Genomic DNA, 23239 nt, shown 5'->3' with positions numbered 1-23239 from the left:
GATGAGCACAATGACTAAAACAGTCCTGATCACCGGAGCAACAGCGGGATTCGGTGCGGCGATGGCGCGCCAGTTTGCGGAAGCCGGCTGGCGAGTCATCGGCACCGGGCGTCGCGCCGAACGGCTGCGCAGCCTTGAGGATCAATTTGGCAACGAGCGGTTTCACGCCGCCGTCTTCGATATTCGCGATCCGTCGGCAATGGACGAGGCATTGTCAGCCCTGCCTGAATCGTTCCGCGGAATTGACGTGCTAGTTAACAATGCCGGCCTGGCAATTGGAAACGCTCCGGCGCCGCAAGCAAAACTGGAAGACTGGCTCACCACGATGGAGACCAACGTTACTCCGCTGGTAAGACTCACTCATAAGCTCTTGCCCGGATTGATCGAGCGGAAGGGTTTGATCGTAAACCTCAGCTCAGTCGCCGCCACGTATCCGTATCCCGGCGGCAACGTCTATGGCGCAACAAAAGCGTTCGTGACGCAGTTCACGCTGGGCTTACGCAGCGACCTGCACGGCACGGGAGTCCGGGTGACTTCGATTGAGCCGGGACTATGCGAGACCGAATTTACCCTTGTGCGCACCGGCGGCGATCAAGCCGCGTCCGACGCTCTCTACAAGGGCGCGCACCCACTCACCGCCGACGACATCGCCGGCGCGGTGTTCTGGATAGCGAATTTGCCGCCGCACGTGAATATCAACCGATTAGAAGTAATGCCCGTGACTCAATCGTGGCCTGCCTTCCAGATCTTTCGCGATCCGCAAGAGTAGGGGCAGTAGCCCGACGGTCAGGGAGGGCGTGTCAGTACCCGGAGCGGTAGCGACGGGATCAGTCTTTCAAATGGCGTCTTGATCCGGTCGCTACCGCTCCCGGTACTGACACTTCGCCGCTACTGCTCCGCGCCTGCCGCTTGCCAGACAACCTTGCCCTCTCTATCAATATAGGTCTTACAGTTTCTTGCGTAGTCGTCGCAATTCACTGCGGCCAGGCCACCGCTGAAAGACATGGCGTTGGTAAATTGAGGCGTGATCACCACGCGACCTTCGAGATCGATGTAGCCCCAAAGTCTCTTTTTGTCAGGTGTCATGACTGCGACTGCGGCCAGACCCTCAGAAAAGACTTTGCCCCACTCGTACTGAGGCTTAATGACGACTTGACCCGTTCGGTCAATATAGCCAACGCGAACCGGGCCGCGACTGGCATCACGCCACTTGGTCCCGTCGTCGACGACTTGTCCGACCATCGCGCGGCCCTCTGAGAACCTTTCCACCAGATCGAATTGCGGCGGAATCACCAATTTTCCCGTGCGATCCATGAAGCCATACTTGTCCTCTTTATAGCCTCGATACAACCGGTTATTCCTCACAGAAATCCGGACCAACGCCAGACCTTCGGAAAAGCGATCCACCCCTTGCCAGTTTTGTGATTGAAGAACGACTTTCCCGGTGCGATCGATGAATGCATAGCGAACGTTCCTCAAAATCACCAACGCTAAGCCCTCGTGGAAATCGCTGGCGTAGGTGAATCGAAAAGGAATCACCACCCGACCTTCCTTATTGATATAGCCGTATCGCTGTCTCTCTGACCCCGCCACGAAAGCCAGGCCCTCTGAAAAATCTCCGACCTCGGTGTATTTCGCCGGGATCACAATGCGTCCGCTGCGATCGATAAATCCCCAGCCTTGACCCGTGTACTTCGCCAGGCCTTCATGAAAGTTGCCATACCCCGTGTGGTAAGTCTTCGGTGGGATGACCACGCGACCGCTTTCGTCAATTATTGCGTTGAGAAAGCCGGGATTACGACACATCGGACACAACGCCCAACCGACCGTGGCGAAGCCTTCTGAGAACTCGCCAAATCTAAGCCCAATTGTTTCGGGTTCCTCCCTTTCGCGGAACATCTCGAATGCTCGCGAGATTCGCCTGATCTCTTCCTGTAAATGTGGTTCGGCAGCGCTAAGGACAACCCGCCCGTCGCTGTCGATGAACGCAGTGCTGTCACCGGTTAGAAAAAGTTTTCGAGTTGGTTGCGAGACTGTCTCCCCTTTTGCCGGTGACGCCATCGTCCTGTCGACCGTTTGCTGGGCGACCGCGAACAGCAGGAAACCCAGAACCAGTACGGTTGCACTAATCAGTTTGGTCATTGAGCCTGGAAGCCTCACGCGTAGCAGTTCTCGTGCGGCCAATCATGGAAGGAACGTGGTGGGTTAACGAAACTTGCGGGGCCGCAGCCCGACCGTGAGGGAGGGCGTCGCATTCGCAGTGGCCGATCACGCCCTCCCTGACAGTCGGGCTACTTCCCCGCCCACTTCTGCTCAGTTGCGAAATATGTCCACCCGATTACGAACAACTGAAATGGAATTCTCACGAGCAGGTAAACCGGGCCAGCTTCATGGCCTCCGAAATCAACCCGGTTGATGGCCGAATAAATATTGGCCGGCAAAATCGCTATTAGCATCAGGATCAAGAGGAACCCGGTCAGGCGCGTCAGCCGTGGAATCCACACGCCGATCGCTCCGAGTAGTTCGAGGACACCCGTGAGATAAACCAACGCAGTGCGATACGGCACGCTGAGTGGAAGCATCGCCGCCATCTCCGGAGTTCTAATGAAATGTCCCACGCCGGTGAAGATGAAGAAGAGCGAAAGACCTACGCGCGCGCGTTTCGCCGGCTCAATGTGAAATCTGGGACTCCACCTTCCCGCGAGAGTGAGAAGCAGGTAAGGACCGACCAACAACAAGAGGAGAACGAGCAGGGTCATACGGCGTCAGTCTTCTTAAGATTAATTTTCGACGAGCGTTCAGTCTCCCGCAGACGCAGTACAGCCCGCCTTTCCGGTACCCACTGTGTGCTGAGCCTGCGGTCTGATTGTCTTTTTTAATTTGAAGTCCCGGATATCGACTTGCCCTGTTTTCACAAACACAGTCGTGTTGCCGCAACGCGTGTCGATAACCATCTCGTTTTTCCGGCTGCTGTCTCCAACGGTCTCGCCGTCTCTGGTGGCGACCGTTAGGCCTGTGCCCGATGACGATGACACCCTAACGCGACCGGCATCCAGCATTCTTATTGTGATGCGTGAACCAGTGAAGCTGAGCTTCATCGTGGATTCGGGTAAGACTTCAACTCGTCCGAGTTTGCCAAGGCTGACAACCGCGCTTGAGCCCTTCCGGGTGGTAATAGTGCTATCGGAAAAGACAGTCGCGCCGGAGATCGCATTCGTGCCGTTGACGCTCACTTCACCAACCACAGAAAGATCGCCGGTTGGACCACTTTGACCCTGCTGTCCGGCGGCATCGAACGCCACTGGCGCGTTTACAACCAAGATTGCGGCGACGAAACAAAGTAAGAAGCGCCTGGGGCTTTTGGAATTGTTCATGTGTTTCTCCTTCTGGTCGTGATTGGTGACGTTTGTTCCCCTCGATGTCGATCTCGTCCTGCCGCTTAAGAACGAAGAATCAAGCAAGTCGTCGTCGCGTGCGCGTATAACTTCCCTGCTTCATCGATCACGCGACCTTCAGCGGTGGCGGTTCGGCCGCCTAAGTGAATCAGCTTCGCTTCGGCACGAACGCGCCCCGTATCCGCCGTTATCGGCCGTACGAAGTTAACTTTGATTTCCAACGTCGTGTAACCGGCGCCTGCGGGCAACGTCGAATGGACTGCGCAGCCCATCGCTGAGTCGAGCAACGTCGCCGCCAGTCCGCCGTGCACAACGCCGATCGGGTTGTAGTGATATTCCTTCGGCACGACTGCGAATATCGCGTGGCCCTCGCTTAACTCCACCAGTTCGAATTTCAGTAGTGAAGCGATGGGTGGCGGCGGCAACTCGCCCGCGACGATCTTTTGCAGGAATTGCATCCCGGTTAAGCCGCGGGCGGCTTCACCAAGTCTGCGCGGATCTTCCCAGCTAACAGTGATGGTTCGTTCAGATTCACTTTGATTGTTCGACATTGTTTGATTTAGCTGCGATTCATTTCTTATACAGTCGTGAACGGCGAATGGGTGCGTCGACTAAACTCAGCGGGACGGAGTCATCTACTCGGACGATAGATTCGCGGTAGAGTTCGCGCCACGCGAAATCCTACGTTATCACGCGTCTGGTGCGGAAAATATGTAATGTCACCACGATGCGCCGAACGTGTGGTGAACCATTCGTATGCGAACGAGCCTCCACGCCGAGTGCGCGCCACGTCGTTTGATACACGCAGGACCGAATCCTCGACATCTTGCGTGACTCTGCCAGCAGGCGGATAGCTTTGACGGCGATCGAATGTCCACTCCCAAACGTTTCCGAGCATGTCAAAGAGTCCCCAACCATTCGGCAAAAGTTGTCCGACCGGATGGGCGCGCTCCTTCTTCGTGTTGCCGTCATACCATGCGTAACGTGGTAACAGGCTGACGTCATTTCCAAAATGCCAGGCCCAACGTCTCCCAGCCCGCGCGGCATATTCCCATTCCGCTTCTGTCGGCAAACGGTAGCCGGTGCGTCGCAAATAATCAGCCGGCAGCTCAAGACCCTTTGACGCGTCAATGTCCTCGGGATAGACCCACTGGTTTTTGGGAATGCCGGCGAGTTCGCTCAGCCAGTTGCAGTACCTCGCGGCGTCGTACCAACTGACAGCGACCTGCGGGCTGTCGGGCGTCCTTGAAAACTTCTCAAACCTCGGCGGGTCGCCGAATCGGGTTGCGGTCGCGGCGCGCCAACGCGCGCCATAATCGGGAACTGTCTCCAGAAATTTCCGAAACTGATCATTCGTTACTTCGGTCGTGGCGATCGCATACCTTCTGGGAATTACCACCTCATGCTGCGCTTCGACTTGAGATCGCCCGGACTCAGTCACCGGCGAACCCATAACAAATCCGCCGCCCGCGATACTAATCATCACGTGACCGTTGGGCCCGACGAAAGAACGCACGCTCCTATGCTCGTTTCGCCGTTGCGAGTGTGTATTGATAGTCGCTCCAAACAGGAAGACACAGGCCACGCCGCAGACCACCATTTTCCGTTTGGCCCGAAGGAGTTGGGATGGCAATGGTTCCATAGCGCAGAGTCCTTATAACGTGCGCGGGGCGCAGTGCCAAGCTTTCATACCGAAAAATATTGGTTCACCAGCCCGCGTGCGGTAAGATTTCATCTGTCGTCTTACCGCCTCACTGATTGAACTCGCGACGTCGCGGGCGCTTAACCGCCGCTGCGTCTAAGCGTCGAGAACCAAAAGGATGAGTGAGTCATCCTGAACTGAAATGGAAGAGTTGTTCCCCCAAACTGATCTATCGCATTACCGCATCATCTCGAAGCTGGGCGCGGGCGGCATGGGTGAGGTTTACCTCGCCGAGGACACGCGGCTGGATCGCAAAGTCGCGCTGAAGATTTTGAACGAGGACGTCGCCACGGATTCGGAACGATTGCGCCGGTTTGTCCAGGAAGCGAAAGCGGCCTCGGCGCTCAATCATCCCAACATCATCACCATTCATGAAATTGGCGAAACCGGAAATCGGCACTTCATCGCCATTGAATTCATCGACGGCGAGACGCTGCACGATCGACTGAAAGGCGGCCCCATGTCACTCAGGTCAGTGCTGGATGCCGGGATTCAGATCGGTTCGGCATTGCAGGCTGCTCACGACGCCAACATCATTCACCGCGACATCAAACCCGAAAATGTGATGGTGCGTCCGGATGGACTAATCAAAGTCCTGGATTTCGGAATCGCGAAAGTAACCGGGCCAGTCACGCCGTCGCAGGTTGATGCCGAAGCACCCACCCTTAAAGGCGGGACGTCACCGGGAACGATTGTGGGCACGGCAGCTTACATGTCTCCCGAACAGGCGCGCGCCAAACCGATCGACGCGCGCACGGACATCTTCAGTCTCGGCGTTGTCCTCTATGAAATGCTGACCGGCCGAAAACCTTTTGAGGGCGAAACTTCGATGGATGTCATTGCGGCAATTCTGCACAAAGAGCCGCCGCCGATTTCCGAGTCGATGCCCGATGTGCCGGCCGAGATCGAAAGGATCGTCAACAAGCAGCTCAGAAAGGATTGTGACGAGCGCTATCAAACCATCAAGGACTTGCTGATTGATTTAAAAGACGCGCAGAGAGAGTTGGAGTTCGAAAACAAGTTGAAGCTTCGCGCGACCCTGCGCGAGACAACTCCCCGCGCAACACCTCCGGCGAGCGTCCGCACTACCGCGAGTACTGGTTCAATCGTCAACGAAATCAAGAAACGCAAAGCTACCGCCGTGGCGGTGGCGACTGCCCTGGTCCTCGCTTCGATCGCGATCATCTACACAATCTCATCACGTAATCGTGCTTCGCCGTCCTCCGCCGAACCTGTGCCTATCGGTTCGATCGCCGTACTTCCCTTTCAGAACCGAAGCTCAGTCGCGGAAACTGAATATCTTTCTGAGGGCCTGGCAGAATCGCTAATTTACGGGCTGTCACAATTTCCCAACCTGCGAGTCAGCCCGTCGAGTACAGTCAATCGGTACCGAGGTAAAGAGATGGATGCCGTCGCGATTGGCAACGAACTCGGTGTCAACGCAGTCATGACCGGACGCTTCGCGCAACACGGCGACAATCTCATGATCAGCGTCGAGTTGGTGGATGTGCGAAACAATAAACTGCTTTGGGGCAGGCAGTACGACCGCAAGTTGACCGATCTGCTGACTACGCAAAGAGAGATTGCCGGCGAGATTACCCAACACCTAAGACTGAAAATTTCAGGTGAAGAGCACAACCGCGCAACGCGGCATTACACAAAGAACTCAGAAGCCTACCAGCTATATCTGAAGGGACAGTACCACTCGGCGAGATACACGAAAGAAGGCTTCAACAAGGGCATCGAGTACTTCGAACAGGCGATCGCGAAAGATCCGAACTTCGCGCTGGCGTACAGCGGGCTGGCATTCTGTTATTACAACCAGACTGACTGGGTCTTTGCGCCTAAAGACTCTGTGCCGCGCGCGAAGCAGGCCGTCGAGAACGCTTTGCGGATCGATGATTCACTGGCGCAGGCCCATACGATGCGCGCCATGTTGCTGCTGCAATACGACTGGAACTGGTCTGGGGCCGAACAGGAATTCCGGCGGGGAATCGAGCTGGATCCGCATTATGCCCTGGGCCGCTCGTTCCTGGCGTGGCATCTCGCGGCGATGGGACGTTTTGACGAGAGCATTGCCGAGGACAAACGAGCTCTGGACCTGGATCCGCTCTCGACCGCAGTCAACGCGGATTTGGGATGGGATTTGTATTTGGCCCGGCGCTACCCTGAAGCAATCGAGCAACTTCGCAAAGCAATCGATCTCGAACCGAACTATTGGGTATCGCATGTCTTGCTGGCTCGCTGTTACGTGCAGACCGGAAGACTGAACGAAGCCGTCGCGTCATATGAAAGAGCCCGACAGATCGAAAACTCCATTCCTGAAGTGGTGGCCGGGGTCGGACACGGTTACGCGGTGTCAGGCCGAAAAGCCGAGGCGCTTAAGATCATTCGAGAGTTACAGGAGCGATCGAAGAAGGAGTTTGTTCCCTCGTACACAATCGCGACGATCTACGCCGGTCTCGGTGAGAAGGAGCAGGCGCTGCATCATCTCACAAAGTCATACGAAGAAGGCTCGTTCTACATGATTCATCTCAAAGTTGAGCCATTACTCGATCCACTTCGTTCCGATTCAAGGTTTACGGATCTAATGAGGAAGGTGGGGCATGTGCGGTAGGAGAGTATGCGTCTGATGTGTCGGACTCCTTCTGCCGACATTCCGCACTCTCAGACTTTTGAGGCAAAGCAGTTTGATCCGTCGCTACCGCTCTGGGTACTGACACGACGTGCGCTAGAATCAGCCCTTAATGAAGCAGCTCTCAGAGACAATTAGGATCCAGCCTTTGACATGGATCGTCTCGCTGGTGGTCCTTGTCGCGTTGTGCTTCTCGATCGGTGAAGGACTGCGGCTCACACCATTTCCCGTCTCGACCATCACCACAGGCGAGGCGTCGGATGGCCAATTCTCGGTCAAGGCCTCCCGCGAAGTCGCGCCTTACAAGTACGGCCCAGTTGATGTCCCTCCGCAAAACCAAAAGCGTAACAAGCGGCATACAGTAGATTTCGTCTGCGCGCCCTGCGGAGTGGTGCGCAGTCTGCCGACTTGCCGGTATGGTTCCGGCGACCGGCCGGCGGCGCCCGTTTTGTCTGCTCTATTCGTCTCGCGTCTCTCGGGCCGCGATCCGCCTTCCACTGTCTAAGTAATCTCAAAATTAACGACTTTCAGAAGTTAGAGCGGGCCAATCTTTGTGCCTGAACTGGCTTCACGAGTTTGCTGCACGGCCGCAAACTCGCTTGCAAGTCTCCGGACGATTGAGTTAATTCACAGACAAGGATCAAATTTGAGATGGGGATACCTGAGATTCCTCTAACTGCCAACCTTCTGTTATTCGCTGCCGGACCTTCCGGGCACGCTGAACTTCTAAACAACATTGCGTTGTGTGTGATCGTCGCGGCCGTGCTGGCGTTCGTCGCGAACAAGTTAAAGCAGCCGGGACTGCTCGCTTATTTGCTGGCCGGGGTGCTGATTGGTCCTGAAATCGGATTCAAGCTCATCACCGACCCTGAAATCATCGAGGCCATTTCTGAAATTGGATTAGTTCTACTTCTGTTCATCATCGGCCTGGAGATGGACCTCAAGAAGCTTCGCGCTTCAGGCAAGCCCGTGATCGCGACTGGCGTAACCCAATTCCTGATCTGCGTGGCGCTGGGCATTCCCTTTTTTCTGTTGCTCGGCTTCCGCGCGGGCAACCCAAACGCATTTGGCGGCGAGTTCGGATTGTTGTACCTCTCGATAGCCGCCGCCATCAGTAGCACGATGATCGCGGTGAAGCTGCTCTATGATAAGTACGAGCTCGACACGCTTCCCGGCCGCATCACCCTCGGCATCCTGGTCTTTCAGGACATCTGGGCCATCATTGCGCTGGCGCTGCAACCCAATCTCCGTAATCCCCGATTCGCGCCTCTTGCCTCCTCATTTGGAAAAGGAATTCTGCTGCTGGCGGTTACGCTACTGCTCAGTCGTTATGTTCTTCCCCGCCTGTTTCGGTCGGTAGCAAAAATACCTGAACTCGTGCTCATCATGGCGCTCGCCTGGTGTTTTCTTGTCTGCGCGGCGGCGAGCTACTCCGGCTTGTCGAAAGAGATGGGCGCACTGATTGCGGGAGTCGCACTGTCGACCTTTCCTTACAGTTTGGATGTCATTGCGAAAGTCATCAGCATCAGGGATTTCTTTGTCACGCTCTTCTTCGTGGCCCTGGGAATGAAAATTCCCATGCCCACACCCGGTATCCTTGGCTTAGCTGCGCTGACTTCAGCTTTTCTGATCGCCAGCCGCTTCATGTCGATCTTTCCGGTGCTCTACCTGATGCGCTATGGCCACCGCGTCAGCCTGATTCCGGCGATCAACCTCTCTCAAATCAGTGAGTTCTCGCTCGTCATTGCTTCTTTGGGATTGGCCCTGGGCCATATCAATAGCCAAACCGTTTCGCTGATCATATTTGTGTTCGTGATCACTTCAACCATCTCTACCCACATGATTAGCTATAACCATCAACTGGCCGCCGGGTTAAGTCGGGTGCTGTCGGTCTTACGTATTAGGGACCTGGCGGGAAAGAACATCACGGAAGCCCTGCCGGCTTCTCCTAAGCGCGTGGTCTTCCTCGGATTCTTTCGCGAGGCAAGCGCCATCGTTCACGAGTTTGAATTGAGTGGAGGTGAAAACCAACGCCATCCGTTACTCGACGAGATGCTGGTCATCGATTTCAATCCCGTGGTGTATTCCGAACTACAACGGCGCGGTATTGAATGCGTCTATGGGGACATAGCGCATATGGACACGCTGCATCATGCCCGAATTCACGACGCGGAGGTCGTCATCTCAACAATTCCTGATCACATTCTGAAAGGAACTGACAACGAGCGGCTGCTGAAAAAGATCAGTCAATTGTCGCCCGACGCGCACATCATCGTGACCGCAGACAGCCCGCGCGCCGCGATCGATCTTTACGACCGGGGCGCAGATTTCGTCTTCATCCCGCGCATCCATTCTTCAAGTGAGGTCGCAAGAGTGATCGAAATTGGACTCAGTGACGGGTTTGAGAAACTGCGGGATGAGCAGCTTGCACACTTGCGCACGCGCGACGAGGTTCTAGCCTGAGGTTCGGGCGCTCCGCCATCTAAAGGTCGGAGAGTCTGTCTTATTCACACCGGGCTTAAGCCCGGCGTGAATGAGAACCGCTTTTCGGACTTTGTGGCGATGACGTTTCCGGCAACTCTCTCAGTCGCCTGAAGCTACTTGCATGTTCCGCCGGCGCTTTTCCAGGAAACGTCTTTCGGCGTCGTTGCTCGTTAACTCGAGCGCGCGATCGTAGCTGGCAGCGGCCTCTTCGCTTGATCCACTTCTGCGCAAAAGGTCCGCGCGCGCGGCGTGTAGCAGATGGTAATCATCAAGCTCGCCGGACGCCATCAGGTCGTCGATCAAGCGAAGTCCGCTCTCTGGCCCATCAGCCATGGCCACGGCAACGGCGCGATTGAGCGAGACAATCGGAGAGGGCTGCAAACGCGCGAGGCGATCATAAAGCTCTACAATCTGTCGCCAGTCCGTCTGTTCCGAGCGTTGCGCTTTGCAATGTTCCGCCGCGATCGCGGCCTGCAGCGCGTAAGTGCCCGCCGCAGGCGATGCGATTGCCTGCCTAACAAGAGGAAAGGCCTCGTCGATTTGGGACTGATTCCAAAGCGCGCGATCCTGCTCTTCCAGCACCACTAGATCGCCGGACTCATCCACGCGCGCGTCGCGCCGCGAGTCATGCAGAAGCATCAGCGCCAACAAGCCGGTAACTTCAGCGGGTGGATACGGCGCCAATAACATCCGCACGATGCGCGCCAGGCGAATCGCCTCAGCGCACAGATCCGTTCGCACCAGACGTTCGCCGTGAGTCGATGCGTAACCTTCGTTGAAGACCAGGTAGATGACCGTCAAGACCGCGTCGAGCCTTTGACGAATCTCGCTGGTGTCAGGAATCTTGTAAGGAATACCGGCGTCGCGAATCTTTCGCTTCGCTCTCACCAGCCGCTGCGCCATCGTCGGCGCTGGAACCAGAAAGGCGCGCGCGATCTCATCCGTTTCCAAACCGCAAAGCGTACGCAGCGTCAGAGCGACCTGCGCTTCCGGGGCCAGTGCGGGGTGACAACAAGTGAAAATCAGCCGCAGTCGATCGTCGGGAATTTCCCCGTCCGTCAGCTCTGGTTGCTCAGTTGTAGTTGGCTGCTCCAGCGCGTAGGATTCGGCCTTCTCTTGAAATCGTGTCTGGCGCCTGAGCCGATCGATGGCTTTGTGCTTCGCAGTTTGAATTATCCATGCGGCCGGAGATGCGGGCACGCCTTCGTTCGGCCACTGCTTTACGGCCGCGGCAAAAGCCTCTTGCGCGGCATCTTCGGCAACATCGAAATCGCCGAACGAGCGGATCAGCGTCGCTACGATGCGACCCCAATCGGCTCGATAAACGTCGTCAACCGCCGTATTAACCGTGGAAATCATGATTTCTGAGCGACTTGCCTGCGAATCATAAAAAATTTAGCGCCGCGGTGTCGATTTCGGCTGATGCGGTTCGATTATCCTGTGGAGGACAGGAACATGAAGTTCATGCTGCTGATTTACCAGGACGAAGAGATTTGGGGAGCTCTCACGGAAGCAGAGAGACAGGAAGTCTACCGCGAATATCGCAAGCTGATTGAGGAACTCGAGCCCAAAGGAACTTATCTGGTTGGCGACGAGTTACAGCCTACTAAGACAGCCCGGACCGTTCGCGTTCGCGAAGGCAAGCCGATGATCACTGACGGGCCGTTCGCAGAGACCCGCGAACAACTCGGCGGATTCTTTCTTATCGAAGCCGCGGACGCGAATGAAGCAAATGCCATCGCCGGGCGCATTCCCTCGGCGCGAATGGGATCAATCGAGGTGCGGCCGGTGGCGCCCACTGCCTGAGGATTAGAAATGAAATACATGTTACTGGTTTACATGGACGAGCAGGCGATCACCGATCAAGAGCGGCAGCAGTGCTACGTCGAATCCGCGCAACTCACGCAGGATCTTAATGCAAAAGGCCAATATGTAGCCGCCGGCCCTTTGCATTCCGTCGCCACCGCGACGAGTGTGCGCGTGCGCGACGGACGGCGCGTCGTCACTGATGGGCCGTTCGCCGAAACCCGCGAGCAGCTCGGTGGTTACTACATCGTTGACGCAAAAGACCTTGATGAAGCGATGGCGATCGCCGAGCGAATACCGCCCGCGCGTTACGGCACGATCGAGATTCGGCCTCTTTTGGAAATAGAAGGGCTGCCAGGTCAGCAGCCCGCGCGTGCTGAGATCTCAGATTTGAAATCTGAGATCTGAAATCTGAGATCGGCGGGTGTCGATCCAGCGCCGGCTCGTTCGACTAACAAGTGAAAGCAACAAAATTTAGGAAGGACAGACAAAACAATGCGATTCATGGTGATAGTAAAAGCGGACAAGGATTCTGAAGCAGGCATTATGCCGACTGAGAAGATGCTCACCGACATGGGCAACTTCAACCAACAGTTAGTCGATGCGGGCGTGATGCTTGCCGGTGAGGGACTTCAGCCGTCTTCGAAAGGGGCGCGCGTGAAATTCGGTAGCAAAGGCACCACGAGTGTCATCGACGGCCCGTTCGCGGAAACTAAAGAGCTAGTCGCCGGATTCTGGGTGTGGAAATGTAACTCGAAAGCAGAAGCGATTGAATGGCTAAAGAAGGCGCCCTTCGAAAACACCGAGGTTGAGATTCGGCAGGTGTTCGAAGCGGAAGACTTTGGCGAGGAATTCACCCCTGAAGCACGCGCGCAGGAAGAGCGAATCCGAGAACAACTCGAGGCGCAGAAGTAGCAGAGCCTTTGGGTCTGAGCTCTGAAGAACAGAACATCTCAAATTGAAAGGAAGGATCATGCGAGGAATCACACCAATGTTGTGGTACGACAAGGAAGCTGAGGAAGCCGCGCAGTTCTACTGCTCGGTTTTCAGAAACTCAAAGCAGGGTCACGTCAGCCGTTACCCGGGCGGCGAAGTGTCCGAGAAGTCCGGCCAACCGGCTGGCTTAGTCATGACTGCTGAGTTCGAAATTGACGGACAGAAATTCGTGGCGTTAAATGGCGGCCCAATGTTCAAGTTCAACGAGGCGATTTCGTTGGTCATCAATTGCGAGAGCCAGGAAGAAGTCGATTATTACTGGGAGAAGCTCACGGCTGATGGCGGCCAGGAGAGTATGTGCGGCTGGCTGAAGGACAAGTATGGCTTGTCATGGCAGGTCACGCCGACGCGTCTCACCGAATTAACAAAGGACCCGTCCAAAGCAGGCAAGGTGATGGAGGCGATGATGCAAATGCGCAAGCTCGACATCGCAAAATTGGAAGCCGCCGCTGCGGAAGCCGCGTAGCAGCGAAATGTCTATAGCCCGACGCGATTGATATGTGGTTCAGGAGAGCAAGATGGCGCTCGCTGTCTTGCTCCCTGAGAAGGGATTGAAAGACAGTTGTTCTATACACATCTCGTGCCTACGGCACTCACAAGGAGACAACATGGAGATAGTTCCACATCTAAACTTTAACGGGCAGTGCCGAGAAGCTTTTGAAACTTACGAAAAGGTGCTCGGCGGCAAAATCACCTTCATGGGAACCTGGGGCGAGATGCCGGGCGCCGATCAATTCCCGGCCGAGATGCACAAACTGATCATGCACACCACGCTCTCGCTGGGCGATCAAACGATCATGGGCGCCGATTCTCCACCCGACCGATACGAGAAGCCGCAGGGACTTTGGGTCTCGATCGGTGTCAACGACACCGCTGAGGGTGAACGAATCTTCACGGCACTCTCTGAAGGGGGCGCCGTGGTCATGCCGTTTCAGCAAACGTTCTGGTCGCCGGGCTTTGGCATGTGCAACGATCGCTTCGGCACGCCGTGGATGGTGAACACGAACGGCCCGGCACAAAGCTGACGCACCGATGGCGACGAAACCCGAGAAGCCGCTAAAACTCACGGCCAAGGAGTTCCTCGCGCGTTTGAAAGCGCAGGGGTCTGCGGCCGAAGCCGAGAAGACGCTGCGTTATTTCAAATCCGGCGAAGGTGAGTATGGCGCAGGCGATAAGTTTATCGGCGTGCGCATGGGACAAGTGTTCGCCCTCGCCAAAGAGTTCAGCGATATGCCCCTGGATGAACTCGAGAAGCTGCTCGACAGTCCCATCCATGAAGCCCGCGTAGGCTCGCTGAGCATCATGGGCATACACGGGCGTCGCAAAAAAACGCCGGAAGCGCTGCGAAAGCAATTCTTCGATCTCTACATGCGGCGTCACGATCGAGTGAACAACTGGGACCTGGTTGATTTGGGCGCGCTCTACATCGTTGGCACTTACCTGATCAATCACCCGCGCGCGGTCTTGTACAAACTCGCGCGCTCAAAAAATATCTGGGAGCGCAGGACGGCGATTGTCGGCACTGGCCCGCTAATCCGAAATGGTGAGACGGCCGACACCTTCAAGATTGCGGAGATGCTGCTCAATGACAAAGAAGACCTGATTCACAAAGGCACCGGCTGGATGTTGCGCACGGCCGGGGACGTTCACCGGGACAAGCTGTTGAAGTTTCTGGACAAGCACGCCGGGACGATGCCGCGCACGTGCCTGCGATATGCGCTTGAGAAGTTCGATAAGAAGCAACGCGAGCACTACATGAGTCTGGGAAGTAAATCGAAAGCGAAGCGGAGCAAAACATGAACATCATCCTGTGGATTCTTCAAATTCTGCTTGGGCTGTTATTTCTTTTTGCGGGCGTGACGAAGTTTGTATTTTCTGTCGAAGAGATGAACGCGCAGGCGCCGGTGGTGATGCCGGGGATCTTTTTGCACTTCATTGGAATCTGCGAGGTTCTTGGAGGACTCGGTCTGATACTTCCGTCATTGTTGCGGATCAAGCCCCGACTGACGTCGTGGGCAGCTTTAGGTCTCGCGATCATAATGGTTGGGGCGACTGTCATCGGCCTGATGGGTCCCGTGAAAGCTTCGGCGGCTTTCACACTTATAATTTGCTTGCTTCTTCTTCTTGTCGCGTACGGGCGGTGGCGGCTCAAGCCGATTTCGCCTAAATAACGCGCGAAGGTGAACTCGAGATGGCGACGAAGAAGAAATCAGTTAAGCAGGCAAAGCCGCAGAGCATCGACGAATATCTCGCGCGCGTGCCGGCGGAATCGCGGGCGGCGCTCGAAAAGCTCCGCCGCACAATCAAGTCAATCGTCCCTGAAGCGCTGGAGACAATCAGCTACGAGATTCCCACTTTCCAACTGAACGGCCGGATGTTGGTTTCGTTCGCAGCTTTCTCAGCACATTGCAGTTTCTTTCCTGGCGCGGGACCCCTCGAAGCGCATAGAGACGAGCTGGAGTCGTTTCCAACTTCAAAAGGAACAATACGCTTTACGCCGGATCGTCCGTTGTCTGCGACCTTGATTAAGAAACTCGTCGAGACGCGCATCAAACTGGACCGGGCGCGCACGAAACTCTAATTCTAATAATTGCCGAAGGAGAAACTGATGAAATACGTTGATGGATTTGTCCTGGTGGTACCAACCAAAAACCTGGCTGCCTATAAGAAGATGGCGACCGTGGGTAAAAAAGTTTGGCGCAAACATGGGGCGCTCCAATACGTCGAGGCCGTCGGCGATGATCTCGATGTGAAGTTTGGAATTTCATTTAAGAAACTGGCAAAGGTGAAGCGCGGCGAGACTGTGATCTTTTCGTGGATCGTTTACAAGTCGCGCGCGCACCGCGATCAGGTTAATAAGAAAGTCATGGCCGATCCTGAGATCAAAAAGTCGATGGAAAAAGGTCCAATGCCTTTCGACGTCAAGCGGATGGCATACGGCGGCTTTAATTTTTTGGTCGCAGGGTAACTGAATCAGTGGGCCGTGAGCGGTGAGCAGTAAATCAGTTGACCGTAGAAACTGAAAGAATGCCCGTGATTACCTCAGGGGCAAAGGGGCTTGCGCTCGCCACCGCGAGTAATTGATTTCTTTTACTGCTCACAGCTCACTGCCCACTGCTCACTGATCATGATCGTTCATCTCATCGACGGAACCTACGAACTGTTTCGCCATTTCTACGGCCTCCGGCGTTTTCACAAAACCGATCCGCCTTTGGGAGCTGTGGCTGGCGTCCTCAGCATGACAGTGAAGCTGCTCGAAGACGGCGCCACCCACGTCGGCGTCGCAACCGATCACGTCATCGAATCTTTTCGCAATCAGCTGTGGCCGGGATACAAAACCGGCGCGGGCATAGACGCGGCGCTGCGCGCTCAGTTTCACCCCCTCGAAGACGCGCTCGCGGCGATGGGCGTTGTTGTCTGGCCGATGGTCGAGTTCGAAGCTGACGATGGTTTGGCTGCCGCAGCTCATCTCGCCGCGCGCGACAAGAAGGTGCAGAAGGTTTGCATCTGGACGCCGGACAAAGACCTTGCCCAGTGCGTAGTTGAGGATCGCGTGGTGCAAATTGATGGCCGCCGGAATCAGATTCGTGGGGCGGAAGCCATTCGCGCCAAGTTCGGGGTTGCGCCTGAGTTTATTCCTGACTACCTGGCGCTGGTTGGCGATTCGGCCGACGGGTATCCCGGATTGCCAGGCTTTGGAGCGAAGACGTCAGCCAGACTGATCACTCAGCACGGTCCCATCGAGAACTTCCCTGCTTCGGTGCTCAGCGACACAAACCGTGAACTAGCGCTGCTATTCAAGAACCTCGCTACTCTGCGCACTGACGCGCCGCTCGATTCACCCACAAACGGGAAAACGACGTCAGTGGCAAAGCTCCGCTGGCGCGGTGCGCATGAACAATTCCCAGCCGTAGCGGAGAAGATTGGCAATCCGCGATTGGCAGAGAGACTGCGTGCGTGCAGGAGTGGGCAGTGAGCAGTGGGCAGTGAGCAGTGGGCAGTGGGCAGTGGGCCGCGAGCAGAAGTGCGCGAAGCGCACGAAAACATAAAGCCTGGGGTGCAGCGAGCGAAGCGAGCAACCCCAGATCCGTGTGGAGAAAAATAGAGCCCGCGGAGCGGGCGACAGTTCGTTCAATGCAACATCTGCCGCCCGCTTCGCGGGCTCTTTGATTGAATCTCGCTGGCTGTCCCCGGGGCTTACGCCCCCGGGCCGGGTCCCCAGCCGAGCATCTCGGCTGGGGTGGAGGTCTTTATGCTTCCGTGCGCTTCGCGCACTTCTGCTCACTGCCCACTGCTCACTGCCCACTGCTCACAGATTAATGCTGCTGCTGCGCTCGTCCTGATTGAATCAATCGTTGACGTGCGGTGTTACCGGGAACGGCGATATGTGTCGCCGGATCGAATTCCTTTCCCACGGAGGGACTACCCTGTGGCACCCAAATCTCCACGCGCGTTGAGCTATATCCACTCGGAATGTAACGCACGAAATAGCCGTCAGGATGCATCGACCAACGGCCGCTCGGTACGTTTTGGCTCCCGGGGCCTAACGGCGCGTTGCCACTCAACACCGCCACCCGCTCCATCTCGGCGAAGCTGGCACCCGGAGTCGTCAGCATCTGGCGTAACTGCGCTTCAGCCTGCGCGATCTGGCGCAGCGGCTCAGGCACGCCGCCGAGGGCATTGGTCAGAGCATTGCCCTGCAGCACATCCAATGCGCTTCGGTTCAACGATGCGAGCTGACGCGGAGTCAACAGTTGCGAGGCCGTTGCTTTCAATTCTGATTGGAGATCCTCGAACTTCGCACGCGCGATGATTGCCCACAGCAAGGCCTGGATGTTTTGCTGCGGGATCTCGGGACGATTGACTGAGTTGCGCACGATCGTCATTACCGCATCTTCAGCAGGCCCTTTCGGAGGCGCGTACAGATAACCATCCCCGTCGCCTGGCCCGTGCGTTCCCGCCTTCAGGCAGTAACTCTGCGTCTGCATTTCATACGAGCCCGGTTGCAACACGAATCCGCCGTTCGGAGTACGCTGGAGCGTCATTAAAGAACGCGTCGCCTCGCGCGGAGTGAAGCCATCTTTGGACGCATCGCCCCACTTTGCGTCGGAAAGACTGGTCGTAATTGGCGCCTTTTCGCCCAGAAGATTCGGCGTCTTCTTTTTCAGCTTGTCCCCAAGCCCACCCAAGCCACCCAGTTGCGCGAACGCTGACGCGGACGTAGCGAGCATGAAGCAGGTTACTGCCAACGAAACGAAAACATATTTTGAAACTGATTTACGCATTGCACACCTCTTTTAAAGACATCCTAGACGTCAGTATAGCTAATAACGTTGCCTCCTCGGGTAACTTGTCCAGCCACCCAGCAGCGATTCGCGACCTTATTGCATGACTCGCGACACAATTTCCACATCCCGCCCGTTGTATTTCTTTCTCATTAAATACAATTTTTGAGGAGAACTAAGCATGGCAACCAAGAAATCTCGAAAGAATGAGGACGTGGTGACGCGTGTCGTTGAGCGCGCGGCCGAATTGGTAAGCGAGGCCGGCGATCGCGTCGCCGAATTCACTGAACGCGCGCTGGCGCAAACAGCCAGCGTGGCGAAAACCGCGGGTAACACGGCGGCCGAGCAATTGAAACCGGGCCGGAGAGGCGCCACTACTGTCGGTACCGTGGTGACCAGCGTCGCACGGACGGCGGCTAATCAAAACCGCCGGCTGGCAAGGGCCGAAGCTGATATGGTTGAACGCGCCGCTGAAACGACCACGAACGTGGCGCGCCAGGCGCGGAACACTGTCAGCGACGCGACCCAGCGAGTCGGCGGCGCCGCGCGACAAGCAACGCGGAATGCTTCGAAAACCGCAAACAAGGCGCAACGGCGCGCGACAAAAACCGTCAAGAAAGCAGCAAAGAACGTAGAGCGCACGGCAGCAAAAGTCGCCCGCGGCGCGAGCAAAGCCGTTAAGCGGACTACAAATGCTGCTGGTTCAGCCGCGAAGGGCGGGACCAAGAAACGCGGGAAGAGCAGCGCGACAAATCGGCGCGCCAAGAAACGCTAACCCAGCGGTCAGGAAGTCAGTAACATCTACGTGAGCGGATGGGTCGACCGTTCAACTACATGAGCGATCGACCTACCCGCTATCGACCACCCCAGCACGGCTGCCGCGCCGGGGACCCCGGTGCAGGGGGTACTGACTTCACTTCACCTTGACTGCCACCCGGCACAAGGTTCTTCCATAATTCCTCCAATCTGCGTAATCTGTGCATTCCATGTTGCCGGAGATCCCTCGCCGAAGTTTTCTGCGCGGAGCGCTCGCGACTGGCGCAGTCATCGCCGCCACTCGCGCGAACGCATTCGCGTTGGTCACTCCGCAACGCCGGCTGGCGCCGGTCAAGGTCTCGCGCGATCGAATCATTCGTGAAGTCGTCGGCCTCCGGCCCTACCGCGCAGAGGGATTTGTGGTCGCAGCTGAACGCTTAAGCGACAAGCTGCTCGTACACAACTACGGACATGGCGGGGCGGGCATCACTCTGTCCTGGGGAACGGCATCGCTCGCCGTCGACCTTTTGTCAGTACCGGGAGCGATAGCGACCGGGTCCCGGCGGCCACGCGGGCAGACGGCCGCAACCCGCTTCGCCGTTCTCGGCGCCGGCGTCAATGGTCTCTCAACCGCGCGCATGCTGCAGCGCCGGTACGGTAACGCGGGCGCCACCGTAACCATCTACGCAAAACACCTGCCTCCCGATACCACTTCAAACATCGCGGGTGGCTTTTGGTCACCGACGTCGCTGTTCGACGAATCATCGATCACGCCCCAGTTCACCGAACAGTTTCGACAGGCTGCGCGCATTTCGAATCGAGCTTATCAACTTCTGGTTGGTCCTGAGTACGGTGTGCGTTGGATCGACACGTTCAGACTCTATCGCGACGAATCACACTTGAATGAAGAGCTCGAGGGCGGCAACGATCTCTATCCCGAGTATCAGATCCACCGCGATCCTGACCGTTACTTTGGCTTTCCCTTTGTGCGCCAGCACAGCACGATGCTGATCGAGCCGCAGCGATACCTGAGCGCGCTGCTGCGCGACTTTTACATCGCCGGCGGCAAAGTGATCGTGAAAGAGTTTCGCGATCGCCGTGAACTAATGCGATTGCCTGAGCGCGTGATCTTCAATTGCACCGGCCTGGGCGCGCGCGCCCTTTTCAATGATCAGAAGCTGGGGCCCGTGCGCGGCCAGCTGGCCATCCTGCTGCCCCAACCAGAGATCGATTACTGCTACCTTGGCCCGGGACACATGTTTCCACGCCATGACGGCATCGTGCTCGGCGGCACTTTTGATCACGATGACTGGTCGCTTGAGCCGCGGGCCGATCAGCGAGATAACATCATTCGCGCGCACATGAAAATAATGAAGGGTCTAAAATCATAGAACTTCTGCGGAATCCCGACTCATGGGCTTTCCGCACATCAGGCGCACAAACACCGCTGGAGGAGTCCCGAATGCGTAAGCACATCTTGATGTTGGCGATTCTGGTCGTCGCCGCTCTGCTCCCGGCATTTTCGATTCAGACTACAACCGTCGACGCTCAACAACGGACCGGCCTCACGCCGGAACAAATCGCCCAGCGTCACGCCCTCGAAAAAGAGTTGCAGTCGATTGCTATCGTCGACCGCAAGCTCATGATTCCGATGCGCGACGGCGTACGTATTGCCGCCGACGTATATCGGCCCAAAGACACTTCAAAAAAGTATCCGACCGTCTTTGTGCGCACGCCTTACAACTTTAACTTCTGGGACGTGCGCAATGGCGTGCCTCGAGACATGAGTTCCCCGCTTGACGCCGTCAAGCGTGGTTACGCCTACGTGCTGATGAACGAACGGGGACATTTCTTTTCCGAAGGCAACTACGACATTCTGGGCCCGCCGCTGACAGATGGTGATGACGAACTTAACTGGATAGCGAAGCAACCTTGGTCAAACGGCAAGGTGGGATTGATCGGCTGTTCTTCAACCGCTGAATGGCAGTTAGCGGTCGCCGCGGCCGGAAACCCCGCGTTGGCAGCAATCATTCCGCAGGGCTTCGGCGCGGGCGTGGGGCGCGTGGCTCCTTACTGGGAGCAGGGTAACTGGTACCGCGGCGGCGCGGTGCAGATGCTTTTCATCGCGTGGCTTTACGGCGAACAGAATCAGTTGCGGCCCAGCTTTCCGCCGAATACTTCTCAGGAAGATTTAGTTCGCGCTTCACGCATGTTCGACCTCGCGCCGCAAATGCCGCCGGTCGATTGGTCGAAAGCTTTGCGTCACCTGCCCGTGATGGACATCTACAAAGCCATCGACGGTCCGCGCGGAGTCTTTGCCGATGAAATGCCGGTTGACACAAAGGGTTCGATGATTAAGAGAACGCCGAATGATCCGGCGTGGTACCGAGGCGGTCTCTGGCACGACAACATGCGCATCAACGTGCCGGGCTTTTGGTTTATGTCCTGGTATGACGTGTCGGTTGGCCCAAACCTGGCTGCGTACAATCATGTGCGCAAGACTGCTTCACCCGAAATTGCCAATCAGCAGTACGCAGTGATCGCGCCGACACTGCACTGTGCTTATCGCCGCGCCACAGAAAACACAGTCGTCGGTGAGCGGAGCATGGGGGACGCCCGCCTGAATTACGACGAACTGACCTGGGGCTGGTTCGATCGCTTTCTCAAAGGCGAGAACAATGGTGTTTTGGAGAAGATGCCGAAAGTGCGTTACTTCACCATGGGCATGAACAAATGGCAGGCGTCCGACACCTGGCCACCGAAAGGCGCCCAACCGCTTACCTTTTATTTATCGAGCGGTGGCAAAGCCAACACCCTCAACGGTGACGGCACACTTGTCGCGAATGCGCCCGAAACTGATTCGCCGGATAAGTTTGATTACGATCCAATGAACCCGGTGCCTTCATACGGCGGCAATGTTTGCTGTACCGGAAACGCGATCCAGGGCGGCGCGTTCGATCAGCGAAAGACGGAAGAGCGCAATGACGTTCTTGTTTACAGCACAGAACCTTTGAAGGAAGGAATTGAACTGAGCGGCCCGATCACCGTGACGCTCTACGTCTCTTCGGATGTAAAGGACACCGACTTCACGGTGAAGCTGCTCGACGTTTATCCGGACGGCCGCGCATACAATTTGGACGAGACGATTCAGCGCATGCGATATCGAAACGGCTACGATCAGCCGCCGGCCTGGATAGAGCCCGGCAAGGTTTACAAATTCAGTTTTCAACCGATGACCACGAGCAATTACTTCGAGGTGGGGCATCGTATCCGGATTGAGATATCGAGCAGCAACTTCCCGCGCTTCGATCGCAACTTGAACACGGGCGGTCGTAACTATGATGAAACGAAAGGCATCGTCGCCCACAACGTCGTGCACCATTCGAAACAGCATCCATCGTCAGTGACGATTACCGTGGTCAGGAGGTAGTCCATCCAGCCTGCGAAGCAGGCGAAAGCATAAAGCCTGGGGCGTAAGCCCCAGGACTGCGATGATAAGCCTGGGAGCCCGCGAAGCGGGCGACAGAAATGTGGTCAAACCGTTGAGCACACTCGCAAAGTCTGTCGCCCGCTTCGCGGGCTAACTTTGGGTTTGGGGTGGAAGACTTGAAGCTGCCGCCTGCTTCGCAGGCTTACCTCTTTAATGAAGAAGCACATTCTCATTTACGGCATTTGCGGCGGCCTCCTCATCGTCATGCTGAAATTGATCGAGTACCGCTTTCTGATCATTGAACGCTCAATTGAGATCTATGGCGGCTTGATCGCGCTGCTGTTTGCATCAGTCGGAATCTGGCTCGGCCTCAAGCTCACGAAAAACAAAGAGACGGTTGTGGTTAAGGAAGTTCCGGTTGAAGTAACCGTCGAGGTTCCAGTTCCGACTCGCGAACCGTTCACGGTCGATCAATCGAGGTTACAGGAGCTCGGCATCACTGCGCGCGAGCTGGAAATCCTCCAGCTAATAGCGGGGGGTATGAGCACACGTGAGATCGCTGAAAAACTATTCGTCAGTGAGAACACCGTGAAAACGCATTCCAGCCGCCTGCTCGACAAGCTGAACGCAAAGCGGAGGACCCAGGCAGTGCAAATCGCGAAAGAGCTGAGATTGATTCCGTGACGAGCCTGCTCCGCAGGCTGTTCCCTCACCCGAAAGGATGATTCTCCTCGCAAACGCCAAAATCAC

25 protein-coding genes are annotated in these 23239 nt (G+C 56.3%); 18 read left to right on the top strand and 7 right to left on the bottom strand.

Annotated elements, in window-relative coordinates; translation table 11 throughout:
• Positions 1-10: 10 nt before the first annotated feature.
• Entirely contained in the window at positions 11-769 is a 759-nt protein-coding gene (locus VFX97_04895) for an SDR family NAD(P)-dependent oxidoreductase (GenBank protein HEX5702534.1), read from the top strand.
• A gap of 119 nt (positions 770-888) precedes the next feature.
• Here the strand turns inward: VFX97_04895 and VFX97_04890 are convergent, their stop codons facing one another.
• From VFX97_04890 to VFX97_04870, 5 genes are all read right to left on the bottom strand, one after another.
• The gene (locus tag VFX97_04890) at positions 889-2142 is read right to left on the bottom strand and encodes a WG repeat-containing protein (protein ID HEX5702533.1); all 1254 of its coding nucleotides are present in this window, start codon (positions 2140-2142) and stop codon (positions 889-891) included.
• Positions 2143-2291: 149 nt separating this feature from the next.
• The gene (locus tag VFX97_04885; GenBank protein HEX5702532.1) at positions 2292-2759 is read right to left on the bottom strand and encodes a DoxX family protein; all 468 of its coding nucleotides are present in this window, start codon (positions 2757-2759) and stop codon (positions 2292-2294) included.
• Positions 2760-2798: 39 nt separating this feature from the next.
• On the bottom strand, positions 2799-3374 hold the full coding sequence (locus VFX97_04880) for a hypothetical protein (GenBank protein ID HEX5702531.1): 576 nt from the start codon (positions 3372-3374) through the stop codon (positions 2799-2801).
• Positions 3375-3439: 65 nt separating this feature from the next.
• Positions 3440-3946, bottom strand: a complete 507-nt coding sequence (locus tag VFX97_04875; GenBank protein HEX5702530.1) for a PaaI family thioesterase — start codon at positions 3944-3946, stop codon at positions 3440-3442.
• An 80-nt stretch (positions 3947-4026) separates the two neighbouring features.
• On the bottom strand, positions 4027-4911 hold the full coding sequence (locus VFX97_04870) for an SUMF1/EgtB/PvdO family nonheme iron enzyme (protein ID HEX5702529.1): 885 nt from the start codon (positions 4909-4911) through the stop codon (positions 4027-4029).
• A gap of 328 nt (positions 4912-5239) precedes the next feature.
• On the opposite strand from VFX97_04870, the gene VFX97_04865 reads away from it, so the two are divergent.
• The 3 genes from VFX97_04865 to VFX97_04855 all read left to right on the top strand — a co-directional run bounded on the left by VFX97_04865 (position 5240) and on the right by VFX97_04855 (position 10195).
• On the top strand, positions 5240-7714 hold the full coding sequence (locus VFX97_04865; protein HEX5702528.1) for a protein kinase: 2475 nt from the start codon (positions 5240-5242) through the stop codon (positions 7712-7714).
• A 130-nt stretch (positions 7715-7844) separates the two neighbouring features.
• Positions 7845-8237 (top strand): hypothetical protein, encoded by a 393-nt coding sequence (locus tag VFX97_04860; protein HEX5702527.1) that lies wholly within the window; start codon positions 7845-7847, stop codon positions 8235-8237.
• 146 nt (positions 8238-8383) lie between these two features.
• Positions 8384-10195, top strand: a complete 1812-nt coding sequence (locus tag VFX97_04855; protein HEX5702526.1) for a cation:proton antiporter — start codon at positions 8384-8386, stop codon at positions 10193-10195.
• Positions 10196-10315: 120 nt separating this feature from the next.
• On the opposite strand, the gene VFX97_04850 is transcribed toward VFX97_04855, so the two are convergent.
• Positions 10316-11575, bottom strand: coding sequence for an RNA polymerase sigma factor (locus VFX97_04850; GenBank protein HEX5702525.1), 1260 nt, complete (start codon positions 11573-11575; stop codon positions 10316-10318).
• 96 nt (positions 11576-11671) lie between these two features.
• On the opposite strand from VFX97_04850, the gene VFX97_04845 reads away from it, so the two are divergent.
• From VFX97_04845 to VFX97_04800, 10 genes are all read left to right on the top strand, one after another.
• Positions 11672-12022, top strand: a complete 351-nt coding sequence (locus tag VFX97_04845) for a YciI family protein (protein HEX5702524.1) — start codon at positions 11672-11674, stop codon at positions 12020-12022.
• Positions 12023-12031: 9 nt separating this feature from the next.
• Entirely contained in the window at positions 12032-12430 is a 399-nt protein-coding gene (locus VFX97_04840; GenBank protein HEX5702523.1) for a YciI family protein, read from the top strand.
• Positions 12431-12526: 96 nt separating this feature from the next.
• Positions 12527-12937 (top strand): YciI family protein, encoded by a 411-nt coding sequence (locus VFX97_04835; GenBank protein HEX5702522.1) that lies wholly within the window; start codon positions 12527-12529, stop codon positions 12935-12937.
• Between the two features lie 58 nt (positions 12938-12995).
• Complete coding sequence (locus VFX97_04830) at positions 12996-13484, top strand: VOC family protein (GenBank protein ID HEX5702521.1); 489 nt, start codon at positions 12996-12998, stop codon at positions 13482-13484.
• 142 nt (positions 13485-13626) lie between these two features.
• A complete protein-coding gene (locus VFX97_04825) occupies positions 13627-14043 on the top strand; it encodes a VOC family protein (protein ID HEX5702520.1) in 417 nt (138 codons plus the stop codon).
• Positions 14044-14050: 7 nt separating this feature from the next.
• Positions 14051-14818, top strand: a complete 768-nt coding sequence (locus VFX97_04820) for a DNA alkylation repair protein (protein HEX5702519.1) — start codon at positions 14051-14053, stop codon at positions 14816-14818.
• A complete protein-coding gene (locus tag VFX97_04815; GenBank protein HEX5702518.1) occupies positions 14815-15189 on the top strand; it encodes a DoxX family protein in 375 nt (124 codons plus the stop codon). The genes VFX97_04820 and VFX97_04815 overlap by 4 nt, the downstream gene beginning before the upstream one ends.
• 20 nt (positions 15190-15209) lie before the next feature.
• A complete protein-coding gene (locus VFX97_04810) occupies positions 15210-15599 on the top strand; it encodes a DUF1801 domain-containing protein (GenBank protein HEX5702517.1) in 390 nt (129 codons plus the stop codon).
• 27 nt (positions 15600-15626) lie between these two features.
• Positions 15627-15986, top strand: coding sequence for a DUF1428 domain-containing protein (locus VFX97_04805; protein ID HEX5702516.1), 360 nt, complete (start codon positions 15627-15629; stop codon positions 15984-15986).
• Between the two features lie 159 nt (positions 15987-16145).
• Positions 16146-16994 carry a 5'-3' exonuclease H3TH domain-containing protein gene (locus tag VFX97_04800; GenBank protein ID HEX5702515.1) on the top strand — a complete coding sequence of 283 codons (849 nt, stop codon included), beginning with the start codon at positions 16146-16148 and terminating at the stop codon, positions 16992-16994.
• A 340-nt stretch (positions 16995-17334) separates the two neighbouring features.
• On the opposite strand, the gene VFX97_04795 is transcribed toward VFX97_04800, so the two are convergent.
• On the bottom strand, positions 17335-18303 hold the full coding sequence (locus tag VFX97_04795) for a hypothetical protein (protein ID HEX5702514.1): 969 nt from the start codon (positions 18301-18303) through the stop codon (positions 17335-17337).
• Between the two features lie 181 nt (positions 18304-18484).
• Between VFX97_04795 and VFX97_04790 the strand changes: the two genes are divergently transcribed.
• From VFX97_04790 to VFX97_04775, 4 genes are all read left to right on the top strand, one after another.
• The gene (locus VFX97_04790; protein HEX5702513.1) at positions 18485-19078 is read left to right on the top strand and encodes a hypothetical protein; all 594 of its coding nucleotides are present in this window, start codon (positions 18485-18487) and stop codon (positions 19076-19078) included.
• Positions 19079-19289: 211 nt separating this feature from the next.
• Positions 19290-20450 carry an FAD-dependent oxidoreductase gene (locus tag VFX97_04785; protein ID HEX5702512.1) on the top strand — a complete coding sequence of 387 codons (1161 nt, stop codon included), beginning with the start codon at positions 19290-19292 and terminating at the stop codon, positions 20448-20450.
• A gap of 71 nt (positions 20451-20521) precedes the next feature.
• The gene (locus VFX97_04780) at positions 20522-22489 is read left to right on the top strand and encodes a CocE/NonD family hydrolase (protein HEX5702511.1); all 1968 of its coding nucleotides are present in this window, start codon (positions 20522-20524) and stop codon (positions 22487-22489) included.
• Between the two features lie 213 nt (positions 22490-22702).
• Complete coding sequence (locus tag VFX97_04775; protein ID HEX5702510.1) at positions 22703-23173, top strand: response regulator transcription factor; 471 nt, start codon at positions 22703-22705, stop codon at positions 23171-23173.
• Positions 23174-23239 lie beyond the last annotated feature (66 nt).

The organism is Pyrinomonadaceae bacterium (genome assembly GCA_036277115.1).
GTDB lineage: Bacteria > Acidobacteriota > Blastocatellia > Pyrinomonadales > Pyrinomonadaceae > UBA11740.
This window is presented reverse-complemented; position numbering and strand designations above follow the sequence as displayed.